Origin of the sequence: Paenibacillus sp. NRS-1782, assembly GCF_050467685.1 — a bacterium.
Lineage (GTDB): Bacteria > Bacillota > Bacilli > Paenibacillales > Paenibacillaceae > Paenibacillus > Paenibacillus terrae_A.
Genome location: NZ_JBITPH010000031.1, coordinates 1 through 22,328, shown reverse-complemented (window position 1 = coordinate 22,328; position 22,328 = coordinate 1). Strand labels below are relative to the sequence as shown.

Annotated in this window: 25 protein-coding genes and 2 pseudogenes; 12 read left to right on the top strand and 15 right to left on the bottom strand. The window is 43.9% G+C overall.

The genetic code is table 11. The annotated features are described in order from the left end of the window. Window positions 1–76 precede the first annotated feature (76 nt). From ACIFQM_RS12685 to ACIFQM_RS12670, 4 genes are all read right to left on the bottom strand, one after another. Window positions 77–1,567 (bottom strand): ABC transporter ATP-binding protein, encoded by a 1,491-nt coding sequence (locus ACIFQM_RS12685; protein ID WP_430065665.1) that lies wholly within the window; start codon window positions 1,565–1,567, stop codon window positions 77–79. Between the two features lie 40 nt (window positions 1,568–1,607). Then, window positions 1,608–2,198 (bottom strand): ECF transporter S component, encoded by a 591-nt coding sequence (locus tag ACIFQM_RS12680; protein WP_430038309.1) that lies wholly within the window; start codon window positions 2,196–2,198, stop codon window positions 1,608–1,610. A gap of 125 nt (window positions 2,199–2,323) precedes the next feature. Beyond that, entirely contained in the window at window positions 2,324–3,082 is a 759-nt protein-coding gene (locus ACIFQM_RS12675) for an energy-coupling factor transporter transmembrane component T family protein (RefSeq protein ID WP_430038311.1), read from the bottom strand. After that, window positions 3,066–3,662, bottom strand: coding sequence for a GNAT family N-acetyltransferase (locus ACIFQM_RS12670; protein ID WP_430038313.1), 597 nt, complete (start codon window positions 3,660–3,662; stop codon window positions 3,066–3,068). Before ACIFQM_RS12670 ends, ACIFQM_RS12675 begins: the two co-directional genes overlap by 17 nt. 313 nt (window positions 3,663–3,975) lie before the next feature. On the opposite strand from ACIFQM_RS12670, the gene ACIFQM_RS12665 reads away from it, so the two are divergent. Together ACIFQM_RS12665 and ACIFQM_RS12660 are read left to right on the top strand one after the other, a co-directional pair. Further along, window positions 3,976–4,455: a GAF domain-containing protein gene (locus tag ACIFQM_RS12665; RefSeq protein WP_430038315.1), complete on the top strand. Its 480-nt coding sequence runs from the start codon at window positions 3,976–3,978 to the stop codon at window positions 4,453–4,455. Between the two features lie 89 nt (window positions 4,456–4,544). Next, window positions 4,545–5,024, top strand: a complete 480-nt coding sequence (locus tag ACIFQM_RS12660) for a hypothetical protein (RefSeq protein ID WP_430038317.1) — start codon at window positions 4,545–4,547, stop codon at window positions 5,022–5,024. A gap of 128 nt (window positions 5,025–5,152) precedes the next feature. Here the strand turns inward: ACIFQM_RS12660 and ACIFQM_RS12655 are convergent, their stop codons facing one another. Further along, on the bottom strand, window positions 5,153–5,746 hold the full coding sequence (locus ACIFQM_RS12655) for a TetR/AcrR family transcriptional regulator (protein ID WP_430038319.1): 594 nt from the start codon (window positions 5,744–5,746) through the stop codon (window positions 5,153–5,155). A 196-nt stretch (window positions 5,747–5,942) separates the two neighbouring features. On the opposite strand from ACIFQM_RS12655, the gene ACIFQM_RS12650 reads away from it, so the two are divergent. Then, window positions 5,943–7,943, top strand: coding sequence for an FAD-dependent oxidoreductase (locus ACIFQM_RS12650; protein ID WP_430038321.1), 2,001 nt, complete (start codon window positions 5,943–5,945; stop codon window positions 7,941–7,943). Between the two features lie 31 nt (window positions 7,944–7,974). Here the strand turns inward: ACIFQM_RS12650 and ACIFQM_RS12645 are convergent, their stop codons facing one another. After that, a complete protein-coding gene (locus ACIFQM_RS12645; protein WP_430038323.1) occupies window positions 7,975–8,364 on the bottom strand; it encodes a MerR family transcriptional regulator in 390 nt (129 codons plus the stop codon). A gap of 263 nt (window positions 8,365–8,627) precedes the next feature. Here ACIFQM_RS12645 and ACIFQM_RS12640 point away from each other — a divergent pair, with 263 nt between their 5' ends. Then, complete coding sequence (locus tag ACIFQM_RS12640; RefSeq protein ID WP_430038325.1) at window positions 8,628–9,092, top strand: AbrB/MazE/SpoVT family DNA-binding domain-containing protein; 465 nt, start codon at window positions 8,628–8,630, stop codon at window positions 9,090–9,092. A 239-nt stretch (window positions 9,093–9,331) separates the two neighbouring features. Here the strand turns inward: ACIFQM_RS12640 and ACIFQM_RS12635 are convergent. The 7 genes and pseudogenes from ACIFQM_RS12635 to ACIFQM_RS12605 form a co-directional block, all read right to left on the bottom strand. Further along, window positions 9,332–9,412, bottom strand: a pseudogene (locus ACIFQM_RS12635) (MerR family DNA-binding transcriptional regulator); the annotation flags it as partial. Window positions 9,413–9,697: 285 nt separating this feature from the next. Continuing rightward, window positions 9,698–9,799 (bottom strand): hypothetical protein, encoded by a 102-nt coding sequence (locus tag ACIFQM_RS12630; RefSeq protein ID WP_014599460.1) that lies wholly within the window; start codon window positions 9,797–9,799, stop codon window positions 9,698–9,700. Between the two features lie 98 nt (window positions 9,800–9,897). Further along, entirely contained in the window at window positions 9,898–10,497 is a 600-nt protein-coding gene (locus ACIFQM_RS12625; protein WP_430038476.1) for a TetR/AcrR family transcriptional regulator, read from the bottom strand. Window positions 10,498–10,634: 137 nt separating this feature from the next. Next, a complete protein-coding gene (locus tag ACIFQM_RS12620; protein ID WP_430038327.1) occupies window positions 10,635–11,240 on the bottom strand; it encodes a pentapeptide repeat-containing protein in 606 nt (201 codons plus the stop codon). Window positions 11,241–11,251: 11 nt separating this feature from the next. After that, window positions 11,252–11,890 (bottom strand): pentapeptide repeat-containing protein, encoded by a 639-nt coding sequence (locus ACIFQM_RS12615; protein WP_430038329.1) that lies wholly within the window; start codon window positions 11,888–11,890, stop codon window positions 11,252–11,254. A 154-nt stretch (window positions 11,891–12,044) separates the two neighbouring features. Then, complete coding sequence (locus ACIFQM_RS12610; protein WP_430038330.1) at window positions 12,045–12,881, bottom strand: methyl-accepting chemotaxis protein; 837 nt, start codon at window positions 12,879–12,881, stop codon at window positions 12,045–12,047. Window positions 12,882–13,434: 553 nt separating this feature from the next. Beyond that, a complete protein-coding gene (locus ACIFQM_RS12605) occupies window positions 13,435–14,481 on the bottom strand; it encodes a hypothetical protein (protein WP_430065657.1) in 1,047 nt (348 codons plus the stop codon). Window positions 14,482–14,732: 251 nt separating this feature from the next. Between ACIFQM_RS12605 and ACIFQM_RS12600 the strand changes: the two are divergent. After that, window positions 14,733–16,107: pseudogene (locus tag ACIFQM_RS12600) on the top strand (transcriptional regulator). A gap of 250 nt (window positions 16,108–16,357) precedes the next feature. Continuing rightward, window positions 16,358–16,537: an aspartyl-phosphate phosphatase Spo0E family protein gene (locus tag ACIFQM_RS12595; protein WP_134911264.1), complete on the top strand. Its 180-nt coding sequence runs from the start codon at window positions 16,358–16,360 to the stop codon at window positions 16,535–16,537. 75 nt (window positions 16,538–16,612) lie between these two features. On the opposite strand, the gene ACIFQM_RS12590 is transcribed toward ACIFQM_RS12595, so the two are convergent. Further along, window positions 16,613–17,041: an AbrB/MazE/SpoVT family DNA-binding domain-containing protein gene (locus ACIFQM_RS12590; RefSeq protein ID WP_430038334.1), complete on the bottom strand. Its 429-nt coding sequence runs from the start codon at window positions 17,039–17,041 to the stop codon at window positions 16,613–16,615. Window positions 17,042–17,251: 210 nt separating this feature from the next. On the opposite strand from ACIFQM_RS12590, the gene ACIFQM_RS12585 reads away from it, so the two are divergent. From ACIFQM_RS12585 to ACIFQM_RS12575, 3 genes are all read left to right on the top strand, one after another. After that, on the top strand, window positions 17,252–17,710 hold the full coding sequence (locus ACIFQM_RS12585; RefSeq protein WP_430038336.1) for a hypothetical protein: 459 nt from the start codon (window positions 17,252–17,254) through the stop codon (window positions 17,708–17,710). Window positions 17,711–18,083: 373 nt separating this feature from the next. Continuing rightward, window positions 18,084–18,242: an aspartyl-phosphate phosphatase Spo0E family protein gene (locus tag ACIFQM_RS12580; RefSeq protein WP_430038338.1), complete on the top strand. Its 159-nt coding sequence runs from the start codon at window positions 18,084–18,086 to the stop codon at window positions 18,240–18,242. Window positions 18,243–18,956: 714 nt separating this feature from the next. After that, on the top strand, window positions 18,957–19,676 hold the full coding sequence (locus tag ACIFQM_RS12575) for a hypothetical protein (RefSeq protein WP_430038340.1): 720 nt from the start codon (window positions 18,957–18,959) through the stop codon (window positions 19,674–19,676). A 489-nt stretch (window positions 19,677–20,165) separates the two neighbouring features. On the opposite strand, the gene ACIFQM_RS12570 is transcribed toward ACIFQM_RS12575, so the two are convergent. Further along, window positions 20,166–20,606 carry an AbrB/MazE/SpoVT family DNA-binding domain-containing protein gene (locus ACIFQM_RS12570; RefSeq protein WP_430038342.1) on the bottom strand — a complete coding sequence of 147 codons (441 nt, stop codon included), beginning with the start codon at window positions 20,604–20,606 and terminating at the stop codon, window positions 20,166–20,168. Between the two features lie 211 nt (window positions 20,607–20,817). Here ACIFQM_RS12570 and ACIFQM_RS12565 point away from each other — a divergent pair, with 211 nt between their 5' ends. The 3 genes from ACIFQM_RS12565 to ACIFQM_RS12555 all read left to right on the top strand — a co-directional run bounded on the left by ACIFQM_RS12565 (window position 20,818) and on the right by ACIFQM_RS12555 (window position 22,317). Then, complete coding sequence (locus ACIFQM_RS12565; RefSeq protein WP_430047268.1) at window positions 20,818–21,456, top strand: hypothetical protein; 639 nt, start codon at window positions 20,818–20,820, stop codon at window positions 21,454–21,456. Between the two features lie 19 nt (window positions 21,457–21,475). After that, window positions 21,476–21,754, top strand: a complete 279-nt coding sequence (locus ACIFQM_RS12560) for a hypothetical protein (RefSeq protein WP_430038346.1) — start codon at window positions 21,476–21,478, stop codon at window positions 21,752–21,754. Window positions 21,755–21,978: 224 nt separating this feature from the next. Beyond that, window positions 21,979–22,317, top strand: a complete 339-nt coding sequence (locus ACIFQM_RS12555; RefSeq protein WP_430065655.1) for a hypothetical protein — start codon at window positions 21,979–21,981, stop codon at window positions 22,315–22,317. Window positions 22,318–22,328: the final 11 nt, after the last annotated feature.

The window sequence follows — 22,328 nt, the reverse complement described above, 5'->3', positions numbered from 1 at the left end:
ATTCATAATCATAAACAGGCGACCTATATAGGCCGCCTGTTTTGTACGATGTATATATATGATTGTCTACATATACTTAAATTTTGTCAACTGTAATCGTATGATGAATCTCACTATTTTCCACTTTATAAAGTTGGCCCTCTTCCATGCACAGAGCATGACTGGCAAAGCTTTCAGCAAACTGCATATCGTGGGTGATGATCAGGAAGGCTGCTCCCTGGTCCGCTTGTTCAACGCACATGCGAAGCAGGATGCTCGCTCCTTCATAATCCGTTCCGGCAGTAGGCTCATCCAAAATGTAAAGCTTTTTGGGCAGAATGAACTGCGCAGCTACGCTTAAGAGCCTTTTTTCACCGCCACTCAGCAGGTACGGAGAGGCATCCAGCCTGTGACCCAGTCGGGCGGCTGTCAGCAATCGCTGCGCCCGTTCCTCATATACAGCAGGAATCGGCTCGCCAGCCCGCAATCCAAGCTTGATGCGGACGCTGTACAAGCATTCGTCCCACACCGTTGCAGCCGCAAACTGATGCTCCGGCTGCTGGAACACATAACCGATCCCGGCGGCCAGTTGATGGATCGGCAGCTTCGCCATATCCTGACCCTCCCACCACATGCACCCCTTGGGTGCAGGCAGGAGGCCCATCAGCAGCTTGCCGAGCGTTGACTTGCCGGAGCCGTTCTCGCCCAGCAGGACGGCTCGTTCGCCGGGCGCAAGGGCAAGGCTCACGCCAGCCAACGCTGCCCGGCTACTGCCGGGATAGGTGAAGGCCAGCCCCTTCACCTCCAGCAACGGCAGACCGGGCTTCGCCCCCGGCCCTTGAGGCACGCCTCCCCTCCCTGCGGGAGAGGGCAGCAGCCCCAAGGCGGCCAACTGCGCGCCATGCTCGCGCAGCAGCTTGTCGGGCGGGCCTTGCAGCTGCACAGCCCCGCCCTCCAGCACGATGACGCGCTGCGCTGCACGCGCGGCATCGTCCATGCGGCCGGACACGGTGACCACCGTCCGGCCTGCGGCATGGAGCCGCCGGCATAGCAGGGCGAAGTCGCGTCCAGCCGGCGGGTCCAGCTGCGCCGCTGCGTCGTCGAACACGACGAGCGGCGCTTCCAGCGCCAGCACCGCAGCGATAGCGGTGCGTTGGCGCTGGCCTCCCGAGAGGCGACGCACGAAGGAGTCGCGCTCGGGGGCAAGGCCGACGGCCTCCAGCGCAGCCGTCAGACGCTGCGCTATTTCCGCCGGAGGCACGCGCAGGTTCTCCGGCCCGAAGGCAATCTCGTCCTCGACGATTCCCTGTACCAGTTGGGCATCCGGGTCCTGAAGCACGACGCCGACGGTAGAGGCGACAGCCGCCAGATCAGCCGTGTCCGGGTCCATCCCGTATACGGTCAGCACCCCAGTCCGTTCACCTTCACCCGAACGGGACAATCCACCATGGAGAAGCTGGCACAGCGTAGACTTTCCACTTCCGCTGGCCCCGACAATCGCAACATGCTCACCCACCGCAATGTCCAGCGTCAAGCCCTGTATCGCGGGTTCGGCCTGATCATCATACCGATAGCCAAACTCCTTCATAGACACAGCTATTTTACATCCAGAACCATAATTGCTAAATTCATTTTGCACGTGAAGCTCGTCCCAGCTCAAAACGTTTTAACAGTCCTGTCCGATTCAACGCATCGCCCAATAGCTTGGTTAGCAGACCGCACAGTACAATGCCGCTCAGGATTCGCACGACCAGTGTAATCGTCAGTACCTTCCAGCCCCAATGCATATAGCCGAATATATTAGCTGCCACGATAAACCACAACGGAACCATAGCCCCGCCTGCCAGCATCAACGAAACGGCATTCCAGCGTCGATAGCGTAGTAAAGCAAATACCAGTTCAGCCACAATCATATAGCAGACCGCAGCCGCGATAATAGAAGCGATTCCGTAAACGGAGCCCATAAAGGACTGCACCACTGCACCGAATGAATAAGCAATAACCGCCGTACCCGGCTTACGAATAATATAATAGGCCAGCAAACCATATATCATGTACAGCCCGACAATGGCGGAAGTGGCGATAGGTCCCCCCAGACTGTTTAATGTTTTGTTAATGATCGACAAATAAACGGTCATGACTCCATTCAACGTTGCCAGCATCGCCATCAGTACGATATCCAGTGTCGTAAACCTTGCAAAAAAACGAGATTCCTTCATATGTAATTCCCTATCTCCTCTCCAAATATAAACTAGCACATTCTAAATGTATTCATACAAGCTCTCATTGTCAACCTAAATTTATTTATATGGTTGACAATGAGATCAAAAAAAGAGGCTGCTCCCTATAAGCTCCACCATAAAACAGCAGTACCTAATACAGCAACCACAGCACATACATAGCCGGAACGACGACGATCCAGCATGTGAAGATAAGTCCGGTCTGCATATGCTCCAAAGCCTTTGCCCTCCATCGCCAGCGCCGTCTGCTGAACCCGCCTCACGGCATTCACCAGCACAGCAGCCGTATACCCGCCCCACCAGGATAGCCGATTCCGCAGCCCACGCGGCGGTTCCTGTCCACGTACACGCCGTGCCGCCATTATGGTACGTCCTTCCTCTTCCAATAAGGGGAGAAACGTCAGTGCCACCGAAATACCGAACGCAAACCGATAAGGGACACGCAAACGCAGATTCAAAGCCTGTACAAAATCTCTGGGATCGGTGGTCGACAAATAAATATACGAGGTCAAAAACAGCACAAAAATGCGCAGCGTCAACGCCCCTGCGATATCCAGTCCTTCCGCTGTAATCCAGATCGGCCCCCAAGCTGCCACGATATGTCCTTCCCGAATCGCCAGAATAGACAATATAAAATACGGAATACCCAAACCAATCAGAAATGACATAGCCCGAAGCTGGCGTGCCAACGTTAAGCCTGCCCCAAACCAAGCCGCAGCGATCAGTACACCCAGCAGCGCAGCTTCATGTAGTGTTGAATCCCATGCCATCGACAGCAGGCTACAGCATCCCACCAGGATCAGCTTACTTAATGGCCCCAGTCTGTGCAGCGGCGACGACCCTCCGTTATACTGAAACAGCATTTCGCTTCGCCTCCAATCTGAGCCATTCTTCATGCAGCAAGGAGTACATCAGCATATCCTTAAAGCCTGTAGACGTATGCTGCACTTGCCGTAACAGCCCTTCCTGCGTCCAGCCCATAGAGGACAACAGAGCTTGCGATCCCGTATTTCGCGGGTCTACCAGCGCTTCCATCCGATTCAGCCGAATCGTGTCATAACCGAAAGACAGCACCAGCCGTAGTGTCTCCGACATATAGCCCTTTCTCCAATAGGGCTTGGCCAGCTCATAGCCGATTTCGGCTTTATAAGCTCCCTCAGTCTGCCAATAATTAAAGCCACAGCTACCGATCAGCTTCCCGTTCTCCTTCAGCTCTATGCCCCAGCGCAATGCATCCTCCGTCTGTGCCAGCTCATTCAACAGCTTGATCATATCCTCTGCATCCTCACGCCCGGACATCCCCGTAAGGTTCATATAACGGTGAACCTCCGGGTCAGACCAGCAGGCAAACATCGTGGCCGCATCCCCGGTTTCCATCTTTCGCAGCCGAAGACGCGGGCTTTCCAGCAGTGGTATATGCCCCTTACATGCATATGCACACATGTTCAATCATCCTTCCAGTATCAAAGTGCAATAAATATACGCTACATTTAAGCATACCCCTCCAACAAATACAACCACCCCCCTGCTCCACAAATGCGCCGATCCGGTATCCATGAGAAAATACACTGTACCAAGATTAGAGTACGGAGGTCTCCGAAAGGCTACAGATGTATTTTCCTCTTGACTGAATATATACAATCGTTATATCTTAAATTAATTAACCAATGGTAAAAGCAGCTTGCATAATTACCTTTTTCTGCCAATATACACAACGGATAATGGTAAAAAATTTCCTGATAGGAGCGTGGACTATATGTTTCAGGCTATTCCTTACGAAGGCACACGTCACGAACAATTTGAATCGGTTCTCGGGCAACTCCGGGCACTCATTCATGATGAACCCAATACCATTGCAAATCTGGCGAACGCTTCTGCGTTGCTTGGTCATTTTCTGCCGGATATTAACTGGAGCGGCTTCTATCTCTATGATGGAACGGAGCTTGTACTCGGTCCATTTCAGGGCCAGCCTGCGTGTATAAGGATTCCGCTGGGGCGCGGTGTATGTGGTACAGCCGCCGTGGAGCGACGAACCCTTGTCGTAGAGGATGTCCATACGTTCCCGGGCCATATCGCCTGTGACGCGGCATCCAACAGCGAAATCGTTATCCCCCTCATCAAGAACGGGGAACTGCTGGGAGTGCTGGACATTGACAGCCCGTTAAAAGCCCGCTTTGACCACGAAGATCGTGTATTCCTAGAGGAATTTACGGCTATTCTGGTAGCCGGTCTGTAACCATAATCCGCGTATAATCATCGTCTTCCTTCGCCACAATATATGAGGGTCTGGAACCCAAAACCATCCGGTGAAGGAGATTGATAACAATGTACAACAACACCATGGCTCCACAACAGCAGCTTCGTCAATGTGAACAAATTATGCAGCAATTGGTGCAACAAACACAGCAAGGAACTGCCATGTATCAGCAGTTGCTGCAACAGGAGCAACAAAATGCATCCAATTTGGAGGACCTGGTGCAGCGTGAACGTAATGCAGCTCAAATGATCCAAACCGCAATCCAGCACCATCAACAAGCTGTGCAGCAATGCCAGCAAGTCATTCAATTGTGTAGTCAGTTGGAAAACACCATCCGCTCCAGCAGCCAAATGACTCAGCCCGGCTTTGGCGATAACTACGCCTCCCGTAGTATGCAACCGTCCTCCTATGGTATGGGAAGCCACATGAATCAAAGCCTTCCGCAGCACATGGGTGCAACTGGACAGCATTATGCAGGCAGCGGTAACATGCAACACTACGGTAACAACAGCCAGCAAGGCATGAGAGCGACACACAGCAGCATGTAAAACTGCTTACACACGAAAGGGATGAACAGCAAGCCATTAAATTAGCTTGCTGTTCATCCCTTTTTATACTTCTTCTCGCAGAGTCAACCCAGCATTATTGCCTTAGTATTACCTTTTACCCGTTAGAATCAATTCCTTAATTTAAAGATCGTGATCAGGCGACTCATATATTCACGCATATTTACAATTAAATCCGAGTCGCCGTCATGAAGACACCAGTTGTACATGACCCCACGAGCAGCAATAAATAAGTAGTCTGTTATCTCTTCGGATGTCATGGTTTGATCCAGCTCTCCCACGGCTTGCCCTCTCTCTATAATCTGTTGAAGTATATGCTGCATACCACGACCCTTAGTAATGAAAAGCTTGTTATTACTTGTATATAGCTGTTGCACCGTCTCTAAACCAACACTCTGATTATATTCCGCATAAACCTCAAAATACTGAATAAGATCCTGCATAATACTTTCTGACGGCAGTTCATTCTTAAATTTCAATTCAAAGTAGCCATCCGCCTGTGCATACATCTCCACCAAAATATCACTTTTAGTCTTGAAATGATTATAAAATGACCCTACTGACACGCCAGCCTTCCGACAGATATCCTCAATTTTAATTTTTTCCAGGCTCTTGTCATGCATCAGCTCTAATGTACTGTTATATATATTTTTTTTAGTTTGCAGACTTTGCAGCTTGCGTCCATTCAATTGTTTTTTTGACACTCACTTACTCTCCCTCTCTATTGTAAGTATTCCTCTTTCTCAGGTGCCTTGTTCATATTACTTAATTATAATAGGAAATGCTATTTTGTTTAATTGTGAAAACAATCACATAATAATACCTACTCCTATTCTATACTGAATATATTCGGTGAATGCATTCAGTTAAACGAATGATTCATACTTAGGAGGTATTCTTATGAAAGAAGAACATCAAATTTTATACGAGCCTATGAAAATTGGAAAACTGGAAATTAAAAACCGCTTTGTCATGGCTCCCATGGGTCCTGGCGGGCTTTGTGATGCCGATGGTACCTTTAATGAACGTGGCATCGAATATTATGTTGAACGTGCAAAAGGTGGGACAGGTCTACTCATTACAGGTGTAACGATGGTTGAAAATGAAATCGAGAAATGTGCCCTGCCGTCCATGCCCTGTCCTACTCTAAATCCCTTGAATTTCGTTAAAACCGGTAAAATGATGACGGAGCGGATTCATGCATACGGCGCAAAAATATTTCTACAATTATCCGCTGGATTTGGCCGGGTAAGTATCCCTTCAATTGTTGGTAAAACGGCTGTCGCCCCTTCTCCCATTCCTCATCGCTGGCTTCCCGATGTAACGTGTCGTGAGCTGACCATTGACGAAATCCACACCTATATCAGAAAATTTGCGGAATCCGCAGCTATTGCCAAAAAGGCAGGCTTTGACGGTATTGAAATCCATGCGGTTCATGAAGGCTATTTATTGGATCAATTTGCGATTTCTTTCTTTAACCATCGGAAAGACGAATACGGAGGAAGTCTGAGAAACCGCTTAAGATTTGCCATAGAGATCGTTCAAGCCATCAAAGCTGAATGTGGACAGGATTTCCCGGTATCTCTTCGATACAGCATCAAAAGCTTTATTAAAGATTGGCGTCAGGGCGGATTGCCCGGCGAAGAGTTTAAGGAGCAGGGACGGGATATTGAAGAGGGGATTGAAGCTGCCAAAATATTAGAGGAAGCCGGGTATGATGCTTTTAATGGCGATGTCGGTTCTTACGACTCTTGGTATTGGGCACATCCACCCATGTATCAGGAAAAAGGACTTTATCTGCCTTATAACAAAATTTTAAAAACCATTCTAAAGGTACCTGTGATTACTGCTGGCAGATTGGATAATCCAGACTTGGCCAGCAAGGCTATACGTGAAGGAAAAACCGATATGATCGCACTTGGTCGACCATTGTTAGCTGATGCTGATATCCCCAATAAAATCAAGGCTGGGAAAATAGAAAAGATTCGTCCTTGCCTCTCCTGCCAGGAGGGCTGTATGGGTCGATTGGCATCTTTTGCAACGATTTCATGTGCCGTTAATCCAGCTTGCGGTAGAGAAAAAGACTACGCACTCGGAAAAGCAGATCAATCCAAAAAAGTTTTGGTGATCGGTGGAGGGCCGGCAGGATGTGAAGCTGCCCGTGTAGCTGCTATTCGGGGACATCACGTTACCTTATTTGATAAAAATAACCGATTGGGAGGTAATCTAATCCCGGGCGGAATTCCAGACTTCAAGGAAGACGACCATTTACTTGCGACCTGGTACGAAGGGGAATTAAAGGATTTAAAGGTTGACGTCCAATTGAACACCGAGGTTAACCGGACTACCGTAAAGGAATATGCAGCAGATGCCGTTATTTTTGCTACCGGCTCCTCTCCCAAAACCTTCTCCATCGGTACATCTACCAAGGTGTATTCCGCAGAAGAGGTTCTGCTTGGGATAAAAGATCCCGGTGCTTCCACTGTAATTGTCGGGGGCGGGCTTGTGGGATGCGAAACTGCACTCTGGCTTGCTGATCAAGGTAAAAAAGTAACCTTGGTGGAAATGCAAGAAGATATTTTAACCGTAGGCGGACCCCTCTGCCATGCAAATGAAGATATGCTGCGTGACCTTGTTGCATTTAAGGATATCCATCTCCTGACCAACACCAAAATTGTCGATGCCAACGATCAAGAATATGTTCTTAAAAACAAAGATGGTGAAGAAACGATTCTAAAGGCCGATTCAGCGATTCTGGCTGTAGGATATACTCCTCAACAATCGCTTTATGAAGACATCCAAAATGACGTTTCCGAAGCCTACTTAATTGGTGATGCCAAGCAAGTACAAAATATTATGTACGCTGTCTGGGATGCGTATGAGGTTACCAGAAATATATAGTGCCCTGGCTCTCCGAAGAGCCGTTTGCTTTTTAAGCAAACGGCTTTTTCCCATAACAACTTTTTCCCATAACAACTTGATCATAGTAGGCAATCTTTTGAATGATTTTCTCCAAATTGTGTTGTGTTTGGGCCATATGCTCTTCTACCTTTTTCTGATGAGCTACGAGAAGGTCTCTTCTTTCATGTACGGTGGCCTCGCCTATTGCATTAAGCTCAAGGTATGCCTTAATCTCTTCAATCGTCATCCCGGTATCTTTCATAGCCATGACAAACCTGATCCAGTCGATTTGTTTATCTGTATATACTCTTCTTCCACCTTCATCCCGACCGACATCAGGTAATATCCCCTCTTTTTCATAATAACGAAGTGTTGATGCGGGCAATCCGCTCTTGACTTGAACCTCTCTAATGGAGTACATGATCATTCTCCTCCTCGTTATTATTATACTTCAACTCATCTTGAATCATAGATTGATGGAGTACAGTTGCATGCTCTAATCTGTATTTTGGTGATGCTGTGCTAGAATTATTGTTTTTTTTCAAAAAAAGTATACCATTTTATAGAATTTTTTTGTATACTTTTCAACAGTTTACTTAATATATGCGATTGCTCCTCTAAGCCTATTCTTTTTTCTCCTCTTCATTTAGTATTATAAGGATATAAAAAAAAGGAGGTTATCATTTGAAAAGTACAGGTATGACACGTCCATTAGATTCGTTAGGTCGTATCGTCATTCCCAAAGAAATGCGAATTTCAATGGATTACAAGATGGGTGATCCTATTGAGATTTTCGCTGATGAGGAAACGGGTACTCTCGCCTTACGAAAATATACCGGTATAACGTGTAAAATGTGTGGTTCGGCCGAGCAATTGACTTATTTTAGAGACAGCTTTATTTGTGGGGAATGTATTCATGATTTGAAAAATGGTACAAATTCCAGCCCTATCACCAGGCCGTCCAAATCGACTTTCTCCAACAGGGAAAGGCCATTGAAGCAATCCAAACGTTTGCGGCGATCAACGCAACAGATGATCGAAAGCCTAAAAGAATTGATGCAGAAGCAACCCAATGCAGCACAGCACGAATATGCAAAGATACTTGACGTTTCCCAAGCCCGTATATCTCAGCTCAAAAAAATGCTATAACTACAGCTTGCTATTCTACATAGGTATTCATCACCAATCCCATGCACCATTACATTTGAGCTGTATTACGAAACATCATAGTTAACCGACAAAAAACAATGAATGGCCATGGCGAGAATTTCATACTAGGTACAAAGAACCACCGGATGATATTATTCAGGCGAAAGAGCCAGTATCCGGTGGTTCTTTGTATCCAGTGTTATATTGTATGCTGTTCGGAAAATTTTTCGTTCACGGTATTCCTCCTGCGTATACAGCCGCATATTCCCTTCGCTGCACCGTGGGGAGGGCAACAGACCGATTTCCTCATAATAACGAATGGCTCGCTTTTAAAAAAAGAAACCGCCCCTATTGGAGACGGTTCATGTTCCGGCTTGCGTAGTCATAGGCCCGAAGCATTGGCGCTCAAGCCCAAGATATAGAATTTAGATGAAAATAGTGCGAGTAATGATAACCAGCAAAATGAAGAGTACCAGAATCACACCAGTGGAAGTCCACATGCCGTAGCCACCGCCACAACCTCTTTCTACTTCACCCATCTCAACTTCCTCCTCTCTTCGTTGATTACAAACAAATCGCTCGAATGCAGATTGTTTAGCAACGAATTAGATAACGAATGCTTTAGAGATGATAACGAGCAAAATGAAAAGTACGAGAATCGCTCCTGTAGATGTGAAAGCTCCATAACCAGCGCCTACTCCAGACATGCTGATTCCTCCCTTCATGGTTTACAAAAGCATCTTATGCGTATGATACCAGCCATGATAGGTACAGATGCCGCTCCTCCCGCCCAAATGTAGGTCTTTTAAGCGTTGATTCCATTTGCATCATGCGTCAGCAAGCCATGATACAGCAGGTTTCGTGTCTGCTTGGCAAGCACGGATGGACTTTCGCGTCCAGTCAGTAATTGGGTTAACGTCAACCGTTCAATCAAGCCAACGACGCATTCCGCCGTCAGCTCCGGGTCCAATTCCTCACGGCAAGAGCCCCATCGCTGTGCAGCAAACAGATTTTTTTTAATATGACCTGCCATTTCTGCCTTGATGCGCACCGAGTCTGCCGCCTGATAAAATCCGACACGGGTTATCGCCGGATTATTGGATAGCATACGAAAAACGGATTCCAGAAACACTTCTCCCCGGCTCAAAATTTCAGCTTGGCTCTGCTCCCGTTCCATCTTCATGCATTGGACCGTCTCATTCACCAACATACGGAAGCTCTCAACAAGCTCCTCATACATCTGCTCCTTACTCTCAAAATGAATATAAAAATCCGGCTGTGTCAATCCCGCACGCGCCGCGATCGAGCTTACCTTGGTCTGATAAAAACCGGTCTGAGCGAACTCCTCAGCCCCTGCCTCCAGTAACAACCGTCGACCTTCCCGACTTCTGACTCCTGCTCTCATCACGGTTTTGCCCCCTTACTACACAAATCTATCGTATTATAAAGTTCCTTTGCGGTAAGAACAACGGGCTTGAGGATGATATATGTCTGTCCTTCAAAAGTCCTAATACAGAAGAGCAGTTGAGTGGAGCCTTCGCCTCAATCGACCTTCGCACCATACGAGCGCAAGAACGATAGAGCTTGATCTCGATCCATTCGTGCACCTTTGACAACAAATGCTTTAAAATCGACTCCATCCATATTAGCACCACGTAAATCGGCTCCCTGTAGCTTGGCATGAGCTAAATTTGCTCTGGTCAGGTCGCAATCTCTGAGGTCTGCCTTCTGTAGATTGGCATCCGAGAGATCCGCTTCATAAAAGCGTACTCCTCTCAAATCCTGTTTTTCCAGCCGGGCCTGCCGCAAATTGGTATAAGACCAGTCCCCCTGAACGAGCGTAATGCCGTCTATTTTTGCTTTTGAAAAGTCTGAACCCGTCATTTTACAATTGCTGAATTTGGAGACGAACAGGTTGGCTTCAATAAAGTTACAATTGATAAAAGCCGATTCAGTATGAATAGAACCGTTCAACAGCGCCCCTTGAAAATTACATTCGATAAAACGACATTCGCTGGTCATGATTTCCTCCAACGAACCGTTCGTAAAGGTACAACGTTCAAAGGTGCAACGAATAAGTTCACCCTCCCTTAAATCTTTCCCGCTATAATCAATGCCCTCATATTGCTGCTCCTGATACTGAAACATAATAATCCCCCTTATTTAATCACTAGCCCTAACAGCCCCACAAAAGACGAGGCTTGATGTGGAGAGATTATGCACCCGTCCAGGTCTTCGATATCTACCTGTAGTCCATCGAATTCACAATCGCTCAGATCAACCCCCTTGAGCTTGGACCCTGACAGCATGGCCTGATCCATATTGCAACGGGTAAAAAAGATTTTTTGTAGCGTCAAATGATAAAGATCGGCGCTTATTAATGAACAATCCTCAAAACCAACCTGCTTGAAATTGGAAAAGCGAAACATCGAATAATCCCCTAAGCAATCCAGAAAACGAACATTTTGGAGTCTGCTTCTGGAGAAGTCTGTTCCGAGCAGCTTGCAATTTCTAAACTCTACCCGGTGAATAAAGGAACCGGAAAAGTTAATATTGGACAGATCGCATTTATCGAAAATAACATCTGTCCATTCACTTTCCGGCAAGGACGATTCCATAATCGTAACATTTTTAAAAGTCATCTTCTCCAATGAAACCCTGGAAGCTTCCACATTATCCATGGTTATATCCTCTACAGACCCCGTGCTAAACTCATCCTTGGATCGCAAGGAGTACATTTCATCGGTTAATACAGGTAAGTCTGAAGGAATTTTCGGCAACTCTATCTTCATTTCCATAGCGATCTCCACCTTCTGAGTGCTGATTTCCGGCATATGTCTAGTTTATATGATGATGCGACGCAGTAACAATGGCTTTATACACGTACCTGTAAAATGAAAAAAGCCGCGCTACCCCAGCGCGACTCCCAAGCTTTCTACAATCAGGTATCTCTTATTCTTCGTAGGTAATGATTTTGTTAACAAACACCTTTAGCTCCTTGCTTGTAACATTCAGTTGGTCAATAATCTCCATAAAGCTGGTTACCAGTTCTGCCTGCTGGTGCGAGGATGTGGTAATATCCGAAATCTCAGTTTCCATATGTGCAATCGTACGGGTAACGTCCTGAAGCGATTTTTCAATCCGGGTTGTAGCTTCCTTGGTATCTACCGACAGCTTGCGTACCTCTTGAGCGACGACTCCGAACCCGGCCCCTGCCGCTCCGACGCGAGCAGCTTCAATAGCTGCATTTAAACCGAGCAGATTGGTCTGATCTGAAATTTCGCGGATGAAGCCCGCCACCTCCGACACGTTGGATGAATTCTGAACAGCTTCGCGTGAGTTATGCAATATCTGCTGCGATGTGGCAGATAGCTCCTGCGAATGGGCTGCGACGGACTGAATGCTCTCTACCAATTGGCTTGTAATGGTTTCGGTTCGAGCCATCAATTCTTGCAGTATCGATTGGTTGTCCATGCTGTAGCAAACGCATAAAGTGGCAACCACCTCTCCGCTCTCCTCTTGAATCGGGAGAAAAAGTGCATCAAACGCAAAGCCATACTGTTCCTTATCGTAGTGAGTCAACGATCTTTCTCTACCATTTTTCAAGCGGGCAAAATTACGTTCTTCCTCGGCCAGAGGGTCACCGGATTTGTAATCGAGTTTCATAAACTCCCCCGGTGAGAAATATAAATATTGCACCCTGTCCATAACTAAAATGGTAACATCTTCTCTGATGACCTGACGAATCAATGGTACTACCTTCAATAAAGAATCTACTATGCTCATCATGTATGTCCTCTCAAGTAAAATTCGTATATCATAATAGTTTTATCGGCATTTTCCCTTAAATAAATAGTATAAATTGCTTTGCATCTGTCATCTATGCACCCGATTTATATGAATCTATTTTCTATCCACCTCCACACATAGCGTGTAGCCGTGACGCTGTCAGGCAATACAGCGATTATGTATGTAGACGGTGTGGAGGCCACGCGCAACACGAACATGGCGTTAAAGCCGTTTTCACAGCTTGTCCTCGGTAAGCAGCGCTGTTGCAGGCCCTAAAAAGGCAGCCCGTTCGTATGCCGAAGGGGCAGATTAAACGAATGTCGTTATTTTATGCCATTAACTGTTTAACTTGTGAATGATTCGTGCCATAAATGATTTGTATCGTGAATCACTCACGCTATGAATGGTTATATGCCCTATTCATTGGAGTAAAAAAGACGGGCGGCTCTCGTGGAAGTCTTGTTGCTTCCCGGTTTAGAGGCCGTCCGGCTTATGATGAAATGGAAAATGGATTTTCATACGTGGTATTGATGGCGATTTCACTTGCGGGGTATTAGCTCTTTTTAATCCGCGTTGTTCTTGGCTGTAAGCGTGCCAATTCCTTGCTGGTGAGCTGTCTTGTATAAGAGCGTGGGGATGATCCTGTATCTACTTTGCGCACCTGGCCTGCCCCGACGGGGCGGGCTACCCGTGTGTTAAACGCCTGCATGAACCACTGCACCGGGAAGGCAATGGACATACGACCATCTGCCGTGCCTGCAAAATTGACCGCTGCCGCATAATTATCCGACTGTCTGAGCCAGACAGAGCCGGAATCCCCGGGCAGCGATACAGGGGTGGTGCCTCTAATAACAGTCTGATCCTGGAAGGTCAGCAGCCCCAAGCTTCCGCCGTAATTAATTTGTAGATCCGTATAGACGGACTCTACCGTACCTTTCACCAATCCAGTCGTACGCCCCACCTTTTTAAATTTTTCTCCCACACGATAAGCGGTCACATGCCCCGGAACAACGCCTACCGTAGCGTAGCGCGGACTGAGCAAGCTGTTGCGGGTCGGCAAGGACAGAGCCGCATCAATGAAATTGGTTCCCTTGGGATTCAGGCGTATATACCGATACAACCGCCCTATACGATCTCGGGTATCCGTCCCCCCATCGGCTCCGCCGGGCTGAAGCGTGGCCTCCCGATTGTCTGTATTGGACGGGTTGAGTACATGGTTATTGCTGAAAAGATAACGTGTAGCCGACGCTCCAGTTGGGGCAACGATGAGTCCGGTTGTACCGGAGCCTTCAATCGTCCCGACACTGTAGCCGGCAATGACCGGGCGTATACGCGTCATATAGTCCGTAGCATGGGCTTTCATCTTTCCAGACTTTACAATCCGGACAGGAACGCTCGTTTGCTTGCCTAGTGCTGTAGCCGACAGAAGCCCGGTAGAGGCCGTAGACAGCCGATCTGTGTACACAATGACAGCGGCCCCCCTTTTGGGACGAGCAGGGTCCCTATACCCTACGCCGATGCCGTGGACACCGGACATTTTTAAGACTTGCTTGGCCAGCCGCTTTTTCACTTGAAGGGCGGCCGAGAAGGTAGCCAACATAATCATCCCCTTTGACATTCAGATGAAATATTGTATGGCTGTGGCCGCTCCGCGTGCCATTTGATCTTACGATCGCTGTTGCAGATTCAAATGGACCAATGCACTACCAAACGCGTATTGAAAGATATATAAAAACATCCCAAAAGATGGTATACTCATTTCTGAAATTGACACTTTGTCATTTGATTTTGATGTTCCTATTTTACAGGGATTGATATCCTAATAAGTTTCCTTTAAAGGGGTGGTTTATTTTGTCCAATACAACCACGATACTCGCAGAATTGGTCAAGTACATGAACGAACATGATTTAAACATTAGCAATCTGGCTAGGAAATCAAAGATGAATCCCGGCACAGTTAGCAGCCTCATTAATGGAAACCGTAAGTTTTCAGTCTATCAATTGGACAGATTAACAGAAGCGATGAGGCATCCCATTGGTTATTATTATGAACGTTATATCCCCGAATACTTAGCTGATGCTAGTCCCAACTGGCGTAGAATGAGTCCTTTTTTGGAAAATTGTGCAAAATTGAACAAGTTAGATTGTATTCAGCAAGTCGTGAATATGTTATTGGATAAGTTGGGCTATGCTACTCCATTATTTGAACTGGCTGAGAAACTATTTGAAGACGGTTTGTATGAGGCAGCGGCTATACTTTATGAAAACGTGGCTCTAAGTGAGAATAAGCAGCACTCGGAGCGCTTGGCTATATGTCAGTACCGCCTGTTTCAGAGCAGACAAGGAGATGACCAGGAAAAAAACTATGAAGCAGCCGTGCAGTTTGGAACCTACGTTGAACGTTTGGACGAACTAGACCAACTAGATGGTTTAAAGGCTTTAGCGAATACATATCGTGCGTTACATAAATGGGACAAAGTAGAATTATTCGCTAAAGCTTTGGGAGAAAAGGCTGAGATTCAATACAAATTGAGCAAACGGCAGCATCGTGTAAAAAAAGAAGATTCAAAGCAGCCAAGCTTCCCTCTGTTCGCTTACTGGGCATTCTCACATTTACTTCGCGGTCAAGCCTGTGACGAAAGAGGAGATTATGAACAGGCACTGTATCATATCAAAAAGTATGCTAATTTAAGCTGGGTAACGGATACCGATGAAGAAACCTCGAGATGGGAAAAATAAGTATGAGGAATGGGCAGTAGTAAATATGTATGCAATTAAGCTTCTTTCGGGGGAAAGGAACGTACTTCCCGATTATGTAGCCTATATTTCTTCAAGAAAAGATGAGGTTCTTCCCGCGCTTGACATCATTCTTGAGGCGGCTAACCGATATCATTTTGATGTAGACGATATTCTAAAGCAATTCGAAGCGGATATTTCATCTTATCTGGGGCAACAAAAAGTTGAAAGCTTTTATACTCAACGATTCATAACAGAGCGTTTTATACATTTTTCAAGAAAGTTAGCGCTCTATTATTTGCGTAAAAGTATGTTTTCAGATGGGTTTAGATCTCTGTTGATTTGCATGGAAATATCTATTGCAATCAATAACAGGATACAAGCAATGAGGTGTATGAGGCTTTTTGTTTCTTTTCAAGAACATGCACCTTCTAACACCAGGGCATTTTACAGAAAATTGGTTAATGCTGTGGGTGAAGACGAAGAGTAAGACCCTTTTTAGTAACCAGCTTTATGTTAGTTTCCCTTGTAACTGTCCCCTTACAATTTCAAGATAAAGAGCCCAGTTATCAACCGAATCATCACGGCGAAATGTAACCCATTTTAGATGAAGTGAATTAAGGGACGTACTCTTAGAGTACGTCTTTTCTCTTTGGAATATATAGAACATGTACCAAACATTTACTTTTCAATGGTTTCCACATGAATCCCTAAAATAAGAGTACAAAGGGGGAACTGTGATGCAAACCGACAACATTTTGAGTCACCATGTAGAAGCAGCTAGACAAAAACTGCATGATCTCCAAAATAAATATGGCTTTGGTCACGCTAGTGTACTCAAACAATCAATGGTTCTGGACGAACTTATCAATCAATATCAATACACTTATTATAGACGTAAAAAAAATCCGACTGTTTAAATGTAGCAGATTGGGACGAGTAATCTTTGGGGGTGTTACTCGCCTTTTATGTAGTACATAATCTGAGTGAAGACATCACTCCTCTGATTTATTCTTAAGAAATTTTACATAAATTGGTGATATTTTTAGTGACTTGGCATAGGTTTTCATAGAGGCACCAGGATACTGTTTCATAAGGTCTAGAAATAGTTTGACCATTTGTGCATCAGATAAATTTTGAATATCTTCCGGTGTAGAAGGTAGCTGAATTTCTGGAATTGGGTTACCTTTGAGACCATTCACACAGCGGATACAAACATATTTTTGTTTATGTTGAATAAATTGCTTGGTTCCTCCACATAGGAGACATGATTCATTACCTATTCGATAGATGATGATGGAATCTTCCCTAGTGAAAAACTCCATTGGAGTATCCGTGTTAATGCCAAATCGCCTTCTTATTCCTATAGGGATCACAATTCTCCCCAAACTGTCTAAATTTCTTACCATTAGCGCGTCACTCAATGTATTCACTCCTTTAATTTTCATGGTCCTTTTTTTAATAATTATAGTAATATATGCCTTATGCGAGTTAAATTTTATAATCGAAAGGATAAAAGTGGTAATACGATACTTTAGTATCAATTTACATTTTATTCAAAAAAATATACAAATGATACCTTATATATGTTACTGTTGTTTAGTAATACAAAAAATAGAAAAGGACGTGCTAGTATGTTAAAATTGAAAAACACAGCAGTAATTCTTACGGGGGTGCTGGCTCTTACGGCAATAGCTCCAATCGCAGCTTCTGCTGCTGCTCCTACTGAGGGAACCAAAGTATCGAAGGATCATGGAGGTATAGTTATCCAATCAACTGGTCAAGAGGTACGCGAGCTTCTTGGTGGGACAAGTCCGACGATGAACTTAACTGTTAAAAAAGGTTATGGACATGTAAGGATTAAAGTTCGGAATACAGGAACATCAAATCTCACTTGGAGCTTGCAAGGTAACGGGAAAGAGTATGTCTATAAAACTGTTGGCAAAGGAGACACATTAACGTGGACCAGTCTTAGTTCATTCCCTAATGGGATGCCTTCAGGGGAATACGTAATTCAATTCAGAGCCAACGGTAACGAAGTTAGAGGCGAAGCTTGGGGTACTACTGGTCAGTACACAGGAGACATTAGCTAACCATACTTGGGATTTTAATTAACTAATATTAATGAAAAAGAAAACTATTTTAATCATTGTTGGAGTCATTTTAGCGATCTTTATTCTCTGTTTCTTTTTAAACGTATGGGTGGTCAATAACATTCGTGTTGTCCCTAACTAATAGTCAAGGAGATTAATGAATAAGAAGAAAGTATGGAAGATTGTAGGGTTCTCTGTTTTGGGAATTGTTTTAATCTACATTTTCTTGGTTATTGTAGGGATTTCTCAGCTTGTTACTAACGTAACACCATAGGACTTGACTTTATGCTTTTTCGTACTTACAGTTGAATTATTGTAGTTCCTATCACAGCAGTCAAACACAAAAGACTTCCTTAATTATAGGAGGTCTTTTGTGTTAGCGGTAGAAGTAGCTAGACAACAACTGTATGACCTCCAAAATAAACATGGCTTTGGTCACGCTAGTGTACTCAAACAATCCATGGTTCTGGGCGAACTTATCAATCAATATCAATACACTTATTATAGACGTAAAAAGAATCCGACTGTTTAAATGCAACTGATTAAGGCGAGTTATCTTTGGGGGCGCCGCTCGCCTTTTATGTAGTACATAATCTGAGTGAAGACATTATTCCTCCGACTTATTTTTAAGAAAATATGCATAAGTTGGTGAGATTTTTAGCAATTTGGCATATGTTTTCATAGAGGCACCAGGATACTGTTTCATAAGGTCTAGCAATAACTTAACCATATGTGCATCAGATACATTTTGAATATCTTCTGATGTAGAGGGTAGCTGATTTTTTGGGATTGGGTACCCTTTGAGGTCATTTGCACAATAGATACATACATAAGAATTTTTATGCTGAATTAATTGCTTGGTTTTCCCACATAGAAGACATGATTCGTTACCTACTCGATACATGATGATGGAATCCTCCGTAGTGAAAAACTCCATTGGAGTATCCGTGTTAATGCCAAGTCGCCTTCTTATTTTCTATAGGGATCACAATTCTCCCCAAACTGTCTAAATTTCTTACCATTAACGCGTCACCCAATGTGTTCACTCCTTCAATTTTCATAATCCTTATTATTTAAAATATAGTAATATATGCCTTATGCGAGTGAAATTTTATAACCGAAAGGGTAAAAGTGGTAATATGATACTTTAGTATCAATTTACATTTTATTCAATAAAATATACAAATGATACCTTATATATGTTACTGTTGTGTAGTAATACAAAAATAGAAAAGGACGTGTTAGTATGTTAAAATTGAAAAGTACAGCAGTAATTCTTACAGGTGTATTGGCTCTTACGGCAGTAGCTCCACTAGCCGCATCTGCACAATCGACAAGCATTGAACCCACCACTGAACAGAATACACAGACAACCGAGATTAATTCGCCACAAGACTACATAGCGTGGCTCAAGGGGCAGGATGCAGGAGAAACAGCACAGCAATTTTCAGACCTGTCTCAAGCAGATCAGGAAAAGTTCGTCAAGTATATAAATGAGCCTGAGATTAATAAAACAATCCTGAATGCAATAGCTACGAGCAACGGAGATAAGGTGTCGTTAAATGGTGGTGATATTACAGTAAAGAATGAACAGACCGTCACACCATCTAAGGTATCTCCCCAAGCAAAAGATTACGCTGTTTCTCAGCGAGCTACAGCGACAGTTCTAGGCGTGGATATTGTAATATTACGCGAACGAGTGGAATATCGCGTGGAAGGTACTCCTTCTAACCAAAGAATATCACAAGTGCTGAATGGTGGCGGCACAATAGAGCGTTATTTAGTGCCAATGGGTCGAATGGATGTAAAAGACGATAAAGGATATGTTAACTCAAGTGGTAAGGCAGTACAACGGTCAGTGTTTACCACTTCTTTTGTTCACCCTAAACTTGGAGCAATCGTGGGCGTGAACAACTTTACAATATACGGTGACGTTGATGGTTATTGGACTTGGGATTTTAACTGAGGCTGAGGCATGAAAAAGAAAACTATTTTTATTATAATTGGTGTCATTTTAGCGATCTTTATTATCTGTTTCTTTTTAAACGTATGGGTGGTCAATAACATTCGTGTTGTCCCTTCCTAATAACTATGAACAAAAAAATTTAGAAAATTGTAGGGTTCTCTGTTTTTGGAATTGTTTTAATCTACATTTTCTTGGTTATTGTAGGAATTTCTCAGCTTGTTACTAACGTAACACCATAGGACTAGACTTTATGCTTTTTCGTATTTACAGTTGAATTATTGTAGGCCCTATCACAGCGGTCAAACATAAAAGACTTCCTTAATTATAGGAGGTCTTTTGTGTTAGCGGTAGAAGTAGCTAGACAACAACTGTATGACCTCCAAAATAAACATGGCTTTGGTCACGCTAGTGTACTCAAACAATCCATGGTTCTGGGCGAGAAACTTGTGATGAGGCCGCTCGCCCATTTATTGTAACACTTAGTCTTATTTAGGGGGGATCTATTTCAGTCGTCTTACTTTTAAGGAAAGAGACATAAGTTGGTGAAATCTTCAATAGCTGCGCATAGGTTTTCATGGAAGCACCGGGATATTGTTTCATGAGGTCTAACAGGAGCTTAACCGTTTGTGCATCAGATACATTTTGAATATCTACTGATGTAGAGGGTAGCTGATTTTCTGCGATTGGGTACCCTTTGAGAACATTTGCACAATAGATACATACATAAGATTTTTTGAAGGGAATGAGTTGTTTGTTTCCCCCGCATAGGAGACATGATTCACTTTCTGATCTACGCATTACAATAGCGCTTTCAGTTGTGAAAAACTCCATTTCTGTGTTCTTGTTGATACCCAACCGATTTCTTATTTCCACTGGGATTACAACTCTCCCTAAGCTATCTAAATCTCTTTTCATTATCGCATCATTCAATGTATACACCCCTCCAAGACATATGATCCTTATTTTCATAAAGATAGAAATATATGCCTTTGATGAGAGAAAATTTATAAACGAAAGGATAAATGTGGTAGTATGGTACCTTAGTATGATTTTACATTTTATTTTAAAAAATTATACAAATGATTCCTTATATGTGTTACCGTTGTGTAGTAATACAAATAATAGAAAAGGACGTGTTAGTATGTTAAAATTGAAAAACACAGCAGTAATTCTTACGGGTGTCTTAGCTCTTACGGCAGTAGCTCCAATCGCAGCTTCTGCCGCACCTATTCAACAATCGGAACAAGCAGAAGCAAACAAAGAGGTTAAACAACTGAGCGTAGACACTGAAACCTTAAATGCTATCACGGATATTGAAAAGTTTATAAAACTGGATGGGGATCATTATGTCCTTGATCCTGCCGCAAAATCTGTGGTGAGTGAGAAGGTTTTCACTAACTACTCTAAAGCTGTTGAATCTGTAAATGAGCAACTTAAAAATGGGATTCTGCAAACAAAAAATGGGGAACTTGTCACAAACCCTAACTACAAAGAGATTGGTACGAATATGTACGGTAATTGGTACTGGTGGGGTTATGCGCTAACTCTCACGAACGCTGAGACGAAGCACCAAATTGAAGCGATCGAAAACACAAGGGACACCTCTGCATTTGTATTTGCAATTCTTGCCGCAATCCCCGGCTTGCAAGGAACAATCGTACCATCGGTGATACTTACTACTGGAGTTTCGGTGGTGCTAAATCGGTTGAAGGCTAACGATTACGGAAGAGGTGTAACTATTAATTTTCACCCCGGATACTTCGAAGTAACAAGTAACTAAGAACTGAGGATCATAATTTATGAATATATATTTGCTTGTCCTTTTTATTGCAATCATTGCTGGCAATATACTATTTAATATCTTTAAGAAAAGACAAGGAGAAGGTAGTAAAGCGCCTGATGTAGTAACAATTATAGGATTAGTGATCGGACTGGCGTTAGGCATCACTCCTGTCTTTCTCAGTGGCATACAAGAGTGGACTTGGCACTATACAGTCGTTGTGCTTGGTTCTACTCTTGTTATTGGACGCATCCTGTATGGCTGGAGAAAAGGCAGAGATAATAAAACAAAAAAATAGCTATTACAACAAAAAGTGGCTAATAAAGGGCTCTGGAAGATATAGTTTAGTTATTTTCTTTCAAGGTGTTGGGACAGTATACAGTGAAAGTGTAACTGGCTCCCATTATGTAACAATAAATTAGTTTTTATTGGTGGCTCCTAACACATCTTTAAGGGCCACCAGTATTGTTTGTCGACTTTACTTCATATAATACATAGACAAATAATTCAAGGAGGTACTTCATGTTTTCAACAATATTGACATACAGCATACAAACAATTGCAATTTTACTAATTATCTTTAACTTATTGAGAAGGAACGAAAAAAAAGTAGGTTGGGGATCACTTTCACTGCTTTTATCTCTTCTTGGTATGCTTGTTTCTTTTGAATTTGGCAATTACATATTGGGGGATCAGTTGCTTTCCCTTTTAGGATTGCCCGCATGGTCTAACCCTGTTGATAATACTGGGTTTCACTACACCCTTTTTCTATCCATTATTTTTTTCATTCCAAGTTTAATCATTGGATTTAAAAATCCTAAAGAATTTGGAGCTGAAATGGGAAAACTGGTTTCTATATAAGTTGAACTTAA

Bases quoted from the DNA above. Each gene is read 5' to 3' on its own strand.
- ACIFQM_RS12685 (WP_430065665.1), bottom strand. From the start codon at position 1,567: ATGAAGGAGTTTGGCTATCGGTATGATGATCAGGCCGAACCCGCGATA.
- ACIFQM_RS12680 (WP_430038309.1), bottom strand. From the start codon at position 2,198: ATGAAGGAATCTCGTTTTTTTGCAAGGTTTACGACACTGGATATCGTA.
- ACIFQM_RS12675 (WP_430038311.1), bottom strand. From the start codon at position 3,082: ATGCTGTTTCAGTATAACGGAGGGTCGTCGCCGCTGCACAGACTGGGG.
- ACIFQM_RS12670 (WP_430038313.1), bottom strand. From the start codon at position 3,662: ATGTGTGCATATGCATGTAAGGGGCATATACCACTGCTGGAAAGCCCG.
- ACIFQM_RS12665 (WP_430038315.1), top strand. From the start codon at position 3,976: ATGTTTCAGGCTATTCCTTACGAAGGCACACGTCACGAACAATTTGAA.
- ACIFQM_RS12660 (WP_430038317.1), top strand. From the start codon at position 4,545: ATGTACAACAACACCATGGCTCCACAACAGCAGCTTCGTCAATGTGAA.
- ACIFQM_RS12650 (WP_430038321.1), top strand. From the start codon at position 5,943: ATGAAAGAAGAACATCAAATTTTATACGAGCCTATGAAAATTGGAAAA.
- ACIFQM_RS12645 (WP_430038323.1), bottom strand. From the start codon at position 8,364: ATGTACTCCATTAGAGAGGTTCAAGTCAAGAGCGGATTGCCCGCATCA.
- ACIFQM_RS12630 (WP_014599460.1), bottom strand. From the start codon at position 9,799: ATGTCTGGAGTAGGCGCTGGTTATGGAGCTTTCACATCTACAGGAGCG.
- ACIFQM_RS12625 (WP_430038476.1), bottom strand. From the start codon at position 10,497: ATGAGAGCAGGAGTCAGAAGTCGGGAAGGTCGACGGTTGTTACTGGAG.
- ACIFQM_RS12620 (WP_430038327.1), bottom strand. From the start codon at position 11,240: ATGTTTCAGTATCAGGAGCAGCAATATGAGGGCATTGATTATAGCGGG.
- ACIFQM_RS12615 (WP_430038329.1), bottom strand. From the start codon at position 11,890: ATGGAAATGAAGATAGAGTTGCCGAAAATTCCTTCAGACTTACCTGTA.
- ACIFQM_RS12610 (WP_430038330.1), bottom strand. From the start codon at position 12,881: ATGATGAGCATAGTAGATTCTTTATTGAAGGTAGTACCATTGATTCGT.
- ACIFQM_RS12605 (WP_430065657.1), bottom strand. From the start codon at position 14,481: ATGTTGGCTACCTTCTCGGCCGCCCTTCAAGTGAAAAAGCGGCTGGCC.
- ACIFQM_RS12595 (WP_134911264.1), top strand. From the start codon at position 16,358: ATGCAAACCGACAACATTTTGAGTCACCATGTAGAAGCAGCTAGACAA.
- ACIFQM_RS12585 (WP_430038336.1), top strand. From the start codon at position 17,252: ATGTTAAAATTGAAAAACACAGCAGTAATTCTTACGGGGGTGCTGGCT.
- ACIFQM_RS12575 (WP_430038340.1), top strand. From the start codon at position 18,957: ATGTTAAAATTGAAAAGTACAGCAGTAATTCTTACAGGTGTATTGGCT.
- ACIFQM_RS12565 (WP_430047268.1), top strand. From the start codon at position 20,818: ATGTTAAAATTGAAAAACACAGCAGTAATTCTTACGGGTGTCTTAGCT.
- ACIFQM_RS12560 (WP_430038346.1), top strand. From the start codon at position 21,476: ATGAATATATATTTGCTTGTCCTTTTTATTGCAATCATTGCTGGCAAT.
- ACIFQM_RS12555 (WP_430065655.1), top strand. From the start codon at position 21,979: ATGTTTTCAACAATATTGACATACAGCATACAAACAATTGCAATTTTA.